This window comes from Pseudomonas sp. GM50 (assembly GCF_000282375.1).
Classification (GTDB): Bacteria; Pseudomonadota; Gammaproteobacteria; order Pseudomonadales; family Pseudomonadaceae; genus Aquipseudomonas.
Genome location: NZ_AKJK01000121.1, coordinates 1 through 10,710, shown reverse-complemented (window position 1 = coordinate 10,710; position 10,710 = coordinate 1). Strand labels below are relative to the sequence as shown.

The 10,710-nt window shown below is 59.8% G+C and carries 7 protein-coding genes; all 7 read right to left on the bottom strand.

Translation table 11 applies throughout. The features are described from left to right. The coding region (locus PMI30_RS03150) for a calcium-binding protein (RefSeq protein ID WP_008014249.1) at positions 1-205 on the bottom strand (205 nt) is incomplete at its 3' end. A 189-nt stretch (positions 206-394) separates the two neighbouring features. Further along, positions 395-3,955 (bottom strand): glycosyltransferase, encoded by a 3,561-nt coding sequence (locus PMI30_RS03155; protein WP_032836256.1) that lies wholly within the window; start codon positions 3,953-3,955, stop codon positions 395-397. A 96-nt stretch (positions 3,956-4,051) separates the two neighbouring features. Then, entirely contained in the window at positions 4,052-5,617 is a 1,566-nt protein-coding gene (locus tag PMI30_RS03160) for a flagellar hook-associated protein 3 (RefSeq protein ID WP_008014246.1), read from the bottom strand. Between the two features lie 14 nt (positions 5,618-5,631). Next, positions 5,632-7,689: a flagellar hook-associated protein FlgK gene (flgK, locus tag PMI30_RS03165; protein ID WP_008014244.1), complete on the bottom strand. Its 2,058-nt coding sequence runs from the start codon at positions 7,687-7,689 to the stop codon at positions 5,632-5,634. A 23-nt stretch (positions 7,690-7,712) separates the two neighbouring features. Then, a complete protein-coding gene (flgJ, locus tag PMI30_RS03170; protein WP_008014243.1) occupies positions 7,713-9,011 on the bottom strand; it encodes a flagellar assembly peptidoglycan hydrolase FlgJ in 1,299 nt (432 codons plus the stop codon). Positions 9,012-9,022: 11 nt separating this feature from the next. Further along, positions 9,023-10,132, bottom strand: a complete 1,110-nt coding sequence (locus PMI30_RS03175) for a flagellar basal body P-ring protein FlgI (protein ID WP_008014241.1) — start codon at positions 10,130-10,132, stop codon at positions 9,023-9,025. A gap of 6 nt (positions 10,133-10,138) precedes the next feature. Further along, the coding region (flgH, locus tag PMI30_RS03180) for a flagellar basal body L-ring protein FlgH (RefSeq protein WP_008014239.1) at positions 10,139-10,710 on the bottom strand (572 nt) is incomplete at its 5' end.

The window sequence follows — 10,710 nt, the reverse complement described above, 5'->3', positions numbered from 1 at the left end:
CCATGCCCGGGCCAAAGCGGACCTCAACGTTGACGCCGGCGGCCGACGTCGAGTAATCGACCGTGTCGGTACCGGTGCCGCCATCCAGCGCATCCGCACCGGCACTCCCCATGATCACATCATCGCCACCCAACGCATTGATCTCGTCATCACCGCTGGTACCTGTCAGCGTATCCACGCCGTTTGTCCCGTCTATCACTGCCATTTCGACATCTTCCTTGCCATGTTGTTGAACCAGATACCTTCAGAAAACGGCGCCCGATGGGCGTCGTCACATCTTCATTTCAATGAATTCAGCAGCTAAAACTCGAACTGGAGAAGAAAAACAACCTTGAAATAAAACAAAAATAGGCGACATAAAATCGTCTGTTTTCAAAGGATGGGTCGGAGCCAATCAGTCTGGCAACCAACCCCACAACCAGTGGTTCAAATTATCGCCCCGCAACATGAAATCCCGATGCACCACCTCACGCAATTCATCGCCCATGCGGTAACTCGCGTCCGGGTCGGCCAGGTGCATGCGGATGGCTTGCAGCCATTCCACCGTGCTGTTGCTGTGAACCCGGGTGCACGGCAAGTGGCCGCGATAAGCCTCAGTGTCTGTGCAGATCACCGGGTATCCGCAGGCTCCGTACTCCAATAACCGCAGATTGCTTTTGCAGTCGTTGAAGATATGGAATTCCAGCGGCGCCAGCGCCAGGTCAAGGTTCAGGCTGGCCAGTTTGAACGGGTAGTTCTGCAGGCCGACGACGGGGTGAAACTCGTGGATGTACGGGCGCAGTTCGTCCGGGCACATGCCGAAGAACACCCACTCGACTTCGTCCGCCAACTCGCGCACTACTTCGGCAATGATCTCCAGGTCCCCGGTGTGACTGGTGCCGCCCCCCCAGCCAACGCGCGGTTTGCTGGAGGTGCGGCGACGACTGGTCAGCGTCGCCCAAGGGGTCGGCGGCAACATGTTCGGCACCACGCGAATGTCGTTGTGCATGCTCGACAAAATATCGGCCAACGGCTGGGTTGTGACTACCAAGCGGTCGCACAGGCCGATGCCTTCGCGCAGCATCTGTTCGATGTTGACCGGTTTGTTGCGGGCGTGAGCGTTTTTCTTCGGTGCGCTGACGATGTAGTCGTCGAGTTCGAAAACCCGCAGGGCGCTGGAATACTTGTTCATCCGCAGAATATCGCCGACTGAACCTTCGCTGTAACGTCCCTGCAGGACGATGGTGTCCGGGGACAGACGCTCGAGCTCCACGATCGACGGCGACTCATGGGCCACCCGCGAGATCACTCGTCCGGTGGCTTCGAGCTCTGCCAGCGGCGCGATCACCCGGTAGTGACCGACGGCAGTGCTGTTGACCGGAAGACCGAGAATCAGCGGCAATGCACGGGTGCAAAACGGGTTCCAGTTGTTGCGTAGCGAAGGCTCCAGACTGAAGCTGGAAAACCCAAGGCTCAGTGCCGGGCTGTAGGCCGGATCCTTGGCGATCTTCGGCAGCCATTTGCGATAGAAGGCGTCCTGTTCACGCTCACACACCTCCGGCGTCGACTCCTCACCTTCCGAGGCCAGCACCACACTGGAATACGGCGTCCAGACCACCAGGAAGCCGTTGTTACTCACCCGCAGGCACAAATCGACATCGCCCAAGCCCTGGGTAAACGTCGTCTCATCGAGCCGCCCCAGACTGTCGAACACTTCCTTGCGAACCATCAGGCATTGGCCACTGACCGCGCTCCAGTTCTGGGTCATGTGCAACCGCTGCATGTAGCCGCGAGAATCAGCAGCCTCCCCGGTGAATGGCGAACCGACCGCCCCCCCCAACCCGAGGATCAACCCGGCGCTGACGATCGTTCCCTGCGGACTGAGAATCCGGGCGCCAACCACCCCCACTTCGGGACGCTGTGCGTGGTTGAGCAATTCGTCCAGCCAATCGCTGTTGCAGATCACCGTCCGGGGACTGAGCAGCAGCAAGTAGTCGCCATGAGCCAGGCTCGCGGCGAAGTTGCGGATCGCCGTGTCGTTGGCGTCCCCGGCGTAACGCAGCACCCGCAGCATCGCGGTACCCAGCTGCGTCATGGCAGCCAACCAGTCGAGCATCGCCGGGTCGTCAGTTCCGCTGTCGACGATCAGGATTTCGTACTGGGTGTAAGTTGTGCGCTCGATCAAACCTTCGGTGCAACGTTGCAAGGCGTAAAGCGAATCGCCGGTCTGGATGATAATCGACACCAGCGGACGCGCCTCATGCCGGTAATCGATGCGATTGATCAGTGGCAATTCTTCGTGACGGATAGTGTGCGCCATGCCGATACGGTCCAGGTGCGCACCGACCATACCAGCGTTGTTCTCGATGACTTCGGGTAATGACAGCCAGTCGGCAAAGGCCAGACTCGACTCCACCTGAATCTCGGCGATGTGCTCGATGGTCTGCGGACCGACCTCTTCCACCAGACGCCACATCAGATCATGGGGTGCCAGCTCGCCGTGAACCGGATCAAACCCACCCAGGGCTATGAAGCGCTGACGCTCGAAGGCCAGGGCTCGGCCGACATAGGGATAGGCACGCATCAGATCGAGGTTGAAATCCGGCTTGAACACCGCGTCGCTCGACTCGCCGTCGATCAAAACGCCTTCGTCGCTATAAGCACAGAGAATGCCCGGAGCCCCGGCGATACGCTCCGCCAGAATCAGCAGCGCCGATTCGCGCAAGGTGTCGCCAGCCTGCAACAGGTAAAACCAGTGCGCCCCTTCCAGTTGCGGGACCACGACATTGAGCTGTTGCGCCCAGTCCGACTGGAACGGCAATTGGACGATACGATCGTCGGCATCGCAGTGCGCATCGGACAGCACCACCACTGCCTGAGGCCCATACAGCTGAGCACTGATGCTCTGCAATGTGGTTTTCAGCGCTGCGCTGTCGGCACCGCTATCAATGACGATCGGCACGATCTGCGGGCGGAGCGCCCAGCTGTCGATGCGCTGCCGCATGAGCCGCTGCTCGACCGCCGAAAACCTGCGGATCGCCAGCCATTGGCGATAGAAGTCGGCGTAACTCTCGCTCTCCCCACCGACTCGACCATTGACCACCGTGCCGCGGTTGCCGAGGATGCGCATCACAAACAACTCTTCCCAGGCGTGGGGTTGATCAGTGACTTTGACCAGGTCGATATAGCGAACCCAGCCCGATGCCGGCGCCGCTTCGCCACTGCGTACCGCGAGCATCTGCGCCAGCCAACTCCACTCGAGCGCCGCAGCCTTGAGCATCTCTGAGGTCCGGCTCAATCGCTCTGTATACAGACGCTCGGTGCTCAGCACGGTGCTGAGCGACACCAGGTTACCGCGGCGCATCAGGCACACGAACAAGGCGAAATCGAGCATGGCAATGAACCCGGAGCCTTCCTGGATCAAGGCTGGCAACAACTCCAGCACATCAGCGCGACGCATCAGGCTAGCGCTGAAATTGCCGAGGAAATTCTTTGGCGTGCCCTCGAAAATCGCCAGCATATCGTCCCCCTTGAACAACGCATCGTTCGGACAAAAGCGGCAGTTGCCCACCCGCGACGGCAGCAGAAAATTGCCAGCGTCGCTGAACATGCGCAGCGCAAACACCAGATTGACGTCTGGGTGATCGATCAACACCTGGGCCTGCAAGGCAACGCTGGGCGCAAACAGTCGATCGTCATCGCACAGCACTTTGATGAACTCGCCCCGGGCTTCTTCGACGCAACGCAGTACGTTCTTCTGCAACCCCAACCGCTGCGGGTTACGCAAGTAGCGAACCGGATGAGCCGGCTCGGCGAAGCCCTCCACGATGGTGCGGATTTCATCGTCTGGCGAGTCGTCGCAGATGACGATTTCAACGTGCTCGTAGGTCTGAGCGAGCGCACTCATCAGCGCCTGGCTGAAGAAGCGTGGGTTGAAAGCAGGAATGACGATGCTGACGAGGGGGCGTTGATTCACGGCGGGGGAACTCTCGAGCGGCGGGCCTCTACCCTTTCAGGCAGAGACCCCGGAACCGCTTAAAAAAAGACGGTTGGCAGCTCGGCAGACGCAAACTCAGACCTTGTTAAACAGGCCCAACTGAGCAATCTTGCTGAAGGCCAGTTGCGAGGCTTGCAGCATGGTTTGCTGCAAGGTCAGACGGGTCATCACTTCGGCCGCATCGGAATCGCGGATCGACGATTGGGTCTGGGCGTTGGCCAGGATCAGGCTCTGGTTGGTATCACTCTGGGTTTCCAGGGCAGCACCGCGACCACCGACCGAACTCAAGGCGCTGGACAACTGATCGGTGCCGCTGGCCAGGTTGGCAATGCCGGAAGCCAATGACGCCTGCAATTTCTGGGTGGCGATGGCGTTACCGTTGGTTGGCGTATTCAATGCGGTTTTCAACTGGCTCACAGTGTCCAGAATGTTCTGGGTTTCATGAGTATTGACCGCGATGCTGAACTGATCGTCGGCAGCCGGGGTACCACTCAGGGTGAAGCTCACGCCCGATGCGGTGGCGACGCTGCCGACCATGGTCCCCGAAGACACCGGGCTGCTGCTGGCCGTCAAAGGCGCGGCATACAGCTCGAAATCGGTGGCACTGGTAAACTTCAGGATCGCCGAACCACTGGGGAAACTGGCGTGGTAATCCACCGAGTTAGTGATGCTGCTGGCAGTCACCTGCGCCGTCGAAGGATTGCCTGGGCTGCCGGTTGCGGTGAAGGTGTCCGGTTTGGCCGCCAGGGTAAAGGTGTGGCCCGGCAGCACAGTAGCCGCCGTGTCACCGGCGCTCAGATTGATATTCAGGGTCAGCTCGACGCCGCGGAAAGTAACGGCCTGACCGGCCTTGCTGGCAGGATCGAATGCGCCTCCCTGACTGGCTTCAGCGGTCACGTCGTTACCGGACGAGTCAGTGATCAGCAATTGCGTACCGCTGACAAAGTCCACGGTATACGGCTCGCCGCTGCGGAACTTGCTGTTGTAGGTGACGTTCGACGACACCTGGCCATCGGACAGGGTTACGCGGCCATCATCCACGGCCGGCGCGGTCATGGTGACATCGCTACGGCTGGTGTTGATTGCTTTCTGAAACGCGTCCCAACCGGTGCTGTTGGTGGCCATCGACATGGTATCGCCAATCGCGAGGTCAAGCGTTACCTGATCACCATTGTAGCTGTAGGTGCCATCGTTGTTGCGCGTGAACGGCACGGTATCGCCCTTGGATCCGGCGAAGATGTATTTGCCGTTTTCGTCTTTGCTGTTCATCAGGCTCAGCAATTGCTCTTCGATCTGCCCCAGCTCCGAAGCGGTGGCTTGGCGGTCTTCGTCGGTATAACCGGCGTTGCCCGCGCTAACAGCCAGTTCTCTGGCACGCTGCAACACATTGTTGATGCTGGTCATCACCGCTTCGGCAGTACCGAGGGTGGCCTTGATAGTCGTAGCGTTAGCCTCGTACTGATCGAGCATCGAAGCCTGCTGCCCCAATTGCAGCAGGCGTGAAGCGCCGACCGGATCGTCGGCGGCGGTGTTGATGCGAACCAGGCTGCTGGCCTCTTCGCTGCTCTTGACTACGTTGGCGAAGTTTTTCTGATAGTTGGCAGCAGAGGACTCGTAAAACTGGGCGGTAGAAATGCGCATGGACTACGACTCCTTTAAAGACTGTTGATCAGTGTGCTGAAGATTTCCTGCGCAGCCTTGATGATCTGCGAAGACGCGGTGTAGTACTGCTGATACTTGACCAGGTTGCCGGTTTCCTCATCGAGGTCGACACCCGATAGTGAATCACGAGCGGTCTTGGCATTGGCCAGGATGGCGGTGGTCGCGGCACTGTCAAGCTCGCCCTGGGCGGCCTTGGCGCCGACGCCCTCGACCAGCTTGCCGTAAGCATCGGTCAGGGAAATGCCACCGCTGGTCGAACCGGTATCCACGGTCTTCAGGGTCTGCAAATCGGCCAGTACGTTGCCGTTGCGGTTGTCCAGAGTGCCCGCCTGACTGAGCGTCACGTTGATCGCCGTCGAGCTGTCCGGTGAACCCGCGATGGTCATATCGAACGATGCAGTACGCTGCACGATTGGCGGTCCTGGATCATTGATCGCGGCACCGCTGGCGTCGACCAGTGGAATGGTCAGGCTCAGCGTATTGTTCTGGCCAGGCACAATGGTGCCGTTACTGAGTTCATTACCCTTGGCATCGAGCAGCTGGTAAGTCTGGGTGGTACCACCGGTGGCACCGAAAACCACTTTGACCGGAGTCGAAGTCTTCAGGCCATTCTGAATGGCCAGGGTGGTGGTCGCGTCATAGATATCGAACTTCGTAGTCAGGGTCGGTTGACCGCTGGCCGGAATCGTCAATGTTCCGCTGCTGCCAGCAGCAATGGCCGCCCCCAACGGTGCTGCGATGGCCAGACGCAGGGGGTCGGTCATCTCAATTTCGATGTCGGTCGCCGCATTGCGGGTCGGAGTGATCTTGAAGGTGTCGCCGGCGGCTGCGGTGCCGTTGAGCGTCATGGAGAAACCATCGATCACCGGAGCCGGCATGGTCGTCGTGCTGAACGCGCCCATGGCAGTGCCTTCAGGCAGACGCTGCACGGTGTAGTCAGTGGCGGTGGTGAACGTGACTTTGTAATCATTGATGGTCAGCGCGCCGCTGTCCTCGATGGTCACGTCGAAGTTGCCCGAGCCTGCGCTGTTGTCGACCGTGGCGATACTGCGCTGGGCCATTTGCGCGGCACTGTTGATGCTGCTGAACAGGTTCGAGCCGAACTCACCGTTTTTGTCGATGCCCTGGGCCTGGATGGTGTTCATCTGATCGGCAACGACCAGTGCCACACGCCCCAGCTCGTTCATCGCCGGGTCCAGTACGGTACTGCGATAGCGGAGCAAGCCACCTATCTCACCACCGGTCATCACCGAGGTGACGTCGATGGTGCTCGAGCCGCGATTGAGCTGAATGGCCGAACGCGACGGGTCGGTTTTGCTTGGCACCACTTCCAGCTTGCTGGCGGTGTTGCCCATGACCAGCGGCTGACCGCTGCCCAGGTAAATATCGAGGTTACCGTCACGCTCGATCACTTGCGCGCCGGTGAAGGTAGACAATTGACGTACGACCTCGTTGCGCGTATCGAGCAAGTCGTTGGGCTGACCGCCGGCTTTGGAAACTTCGGAAATCTTCTGGTTCAACTGGGCCACGGTGGCCGCCAGTTTGTTGACCTGATCGGCCATGTCCGCCAGGTTGCCGTTGATGTTCGCGTTCTGCGTCGTCAACTGGCTGGAGATCGAGTTGAACCGATTGCTCAGTGCTTGCGCATCGCTGAGCAGCAGTTGCCGGGAAGCATCGTCGCCCGGTTTGGCGTTGACGTTCTGTACCGAGGCGAAGAACTTGGTCAGGGCGCCGTTGAGGCCGGTGCCGCTGTCCGACAGCAACTTATCGAGCGGGCTGATCTGCCCGGCATAGGCAGCCGAGTCGCTGTTGAGCGAGGTAGTGGTTTGCAGCTGCGCATCGAGGTAGCTGTTGTAGACCCGACGCACATCGGCGAGGGTCGTGCCGCTACCGATAAAGACATTGCCGAACTGATTCGAGGCCTTGGTACTCTGCACGGTTTGCTGACGCGAGTAGCCGGCCGTATCGACGTTGGCAATGTTATTGCCGGTAACCATCAACGCGGTTTGGCCAGCGGATAAACCCGACATCCCGATATTGAGCAAACTCATGGTTCAAACCTTATACCTTATGCCTATAAAGGCGTGGTGGAAGCGCCCGCCGCAGCGTAGTTTTGGTAACTCGTCATCTGCTTGGCTATCTGCGAAATCTTGCTTGCGTAATCCGGGTCGGTTGCATACCCGGCTTTTTGCAACTCTCGTACAAACTGTTCTGGGTTATCGGCCGACTTCAGCACATCTTGATAGCGATTATTGCTTTGCAGCAGCGTCACAAGGTCATGGAAGCTGTCTTTGTAAGAGGCGTAGGAACGGAACTCGGCCGTCTCCTTGACCATCTCGCCATTTCTGAATTCGCTGGTGATCGCACGCGCCGAATCGCCCTTCCAGTTACTGCTGGCCTTGATGCCGAACAGGTTGTGGCTGCTGCTGCCATCTTGGGCGCGCATGACCGATTTACCCCAACCGGTTTCCAGGGCAGCCTGAGCCACCAGGTAACGCGGATCGACACCGATACGGTCGGCAGCTTCTTTGGCCATCGGCAGCATGGTGTTGACGAATTCGTCGGCGGAACTGAAGGCTTTTTTCGCTGGCGCCAGGGGTATTTGAGCCATGGCACGACCGTAGATCTGCAGGCGCCCGCTGGATGTCGTATCCGTTTGTGAAGCCAGCCAATCGCCGTTGTACAGGGAACCGGAACCCGTCTTGGTGCTCTGCGGCACCTGGATACTGTTCTGTGCCGTTGTGGCGGTTGTTGCAGCGGTCGATGCCGACGGCACCAGCCCGGCGAGCAAACGATCGGCCAGTTTCGGTGGCAATGCCAGACGCCGCTGATTGATCAGCGCCATGTCATTGCGATGAGCACCCTCGCCCGCGCTTGCCGGCGTCTTCACCGAGCGCGAAGCCCACAACGGGCGCTCACCATTGAGACGCGACAGAGGCCCATTTGTGGCGACCGTACCGGCGGCAATCGGCGTTTCCACGGCGGCTTTCGCGGCAGCTTGCTTGGCGGCAGACGCTGCTGCGGCCTCACCCGGCGCCATCGGTTTGTTCTTCGACATCTGGCGCATCAGCACGTCCGCCAGGCCAATACCGCCGCCTTCGCGGGACATGGAAACGGCCAACTGCTGGTCGTACATTTCCTGGTATTGCTTGGCTGCCGGTGTGTTGAGCGGATTGTCCTCGCCCAGCGCTTCGGTGGCCGAGCGCATCGACTTGAGCATTTCACCAAGGAACAGCGACTCGAATTCCTGCGCTACTTTGCGCATGTTCGCATCGCTGTTCTTGTCGCCGACCTTGAGCTGATTCAGGCGGTTCAGGTCCGAGTAGGAACCCGAATCGCTGCTGCTGACCAAGCCGCTTTTACGCATATCCATGGTCGCTGCCCTCAGATCACGATCAGGTCGGCTTGCAACGCGCCGGCCTGTTTCAGCGCTTCGAGGATCGCCATCAAGTCACCCGGTGCCGCGCCGACCTGGTTCACCGCACGGACGATTTCGTCGAGGGTGGTGCCCGGGCCGAACTTGAACATCGGCTTGGCTTCTTGCTGAGCGTTGACCCGCGAGCGCGGCACCACCGCCGTCTGCCCGTTGGACAGAGGGCCGGGCTGGCTGACGATCGGGTCTTCGGTGATGGTTACGGTCAGGCTGCCGTGGGTCACGGCGGCCGGTGAAACCTTGACGTTCTGGCCGATCACGATGGTGCCGGTGCGCGAGTTGATGATGACTTTCGCCACCGCCTGACCCGGGTCGACTTCAAGGTTTTCGAGGATCGACAAATAGTCGACCCGCTGGCTCGGATCGAGTGGCGCGGTCACACGGATCGAACCACCGTCGATGGCCTGAGCAACGCCAGGGCCAAGCATGTTGTTGATCTTGTCGACGATGCGCTTGGCGGTGGTGAAGTCCGAACGATTGAGGTTCAGGGTCAGGCTGTTGCCCTGATTGAAACCGCTTGGCACTGCACGCTCGACCGATGCACCGCCAGGGATGCGACCGGCCGACGGAACGTTGACGGTGATCTTCGAACCATCACGACCTTCGGCATCGAAACCGCCAACGACGAGGTTACCCTGTGCGACTGCGTAGACGTTGCCGTCGATACCTTTGAGCGGCGTCAGCAGCAAGGTGCCGCCGCGCAGGCTCTTGGAGTTACCGATGGACGCCACGGTGATGTCCACCTGCTGACCCGGCTTGGCGAAGGCTGGCAAGTCGGCACTGATCGATACTGCCGCGACGTTCTTCAACTGCACGTTGCCTGAACCTGCCGGCACCTTGATGCCGAACTGCGAGAGCATGTTGTTGAAGGTCTGCAGGGTAAACGGAGTCTGGGTCGTCTGGTCACCGGTGCCGTTAAGCCCGACCACCAGGCCGTAGCCGATCAATTGGTTGGAACGCACACCGGAAATACTGGCGATGTCCTTCAGCCGCTCGGCTTGAGCGTCGAAGGCTGCGGTCAGCAACAGGGCGCCCACCATCAGGTGTTTAAGATTCAACATAGCCACCTAGAAAGGGAACAGCGGGCTGAGGAAGAAACGGTCGAACCAGCCTGGCTGACTCGCATCGGCAAACGCGCCGGTGCCCGAATAGGTGATGCGTGCATCGGCGACGCGGGTCGACGACACGGTGTTGTCGGTGGCGATGTCGTCGGCGCGAACGAGGCCGGCAATCCGCACCAGCTCATCGCCGGTGTTGAGGGTCAGCCACTTCTCGCCGCGCACGGCGATGATGCCGTTGGGCAACACGTCGGCGACGGTCACGGTAATCGAACCGGTCAGGCTGTTGCTCTGGCCAGACTTGCTGTCGCCCTTGGTGGCGCGATCGGCGCTATAGCCGGCGTTCAGACTCAGGTCGTTGCCACCGATCGGGTTATTGGTGGTCAGGCTGGAACCGAACAACGAAGTCAGGCCGACGCTGGTGTCACTGTTCTTGTCGATCTGCGAGTTGGCGTTCTTGCTCGCCTGGGTGCGCTCGTTCAGGGTGATGGTGATGATGTCACCGACCCGGAACGCCTTGCGGTCGCTGTACAGGTTCTGTTCGAAACCGGCCTGGTAGATCGAGCCGTTATTGGCGGGGG

What these genes read in the sequence shown, in the direction of transcription:
- PMI30_RS03160 (WP_008014246.1), bottom strand. Translation starts at nt 5,617, where the DNA reads ATGCGCATTTCTACCGCCCAGTTTTACGAGTCCTCTGCTGCCAACTAT.
- flgK (WP_008014244.1), bottom strand. Translation starts at nt 7,689, where the DNA reads ATGAGTTTGCTCAATATCGGGATGTCGGGTTTATCCGCTGGCCAAACC.
- flgJ (WP_008014243.1), bottom strand. Translation starts at nt 9,011, where the DNA reads ATGGATATGCGTAAAAGCGGCTTGGTCAGCAGCAGCGATTCGGGTTCC.
- PMI30_RS03175 (WP_008014241.1), bottom strand. Translation starts at nt 10,132, where the DNA reads ATGTTGAATCTTAAACACCTGATGGTGGGCGCCCTGTTGCTGACCGCA.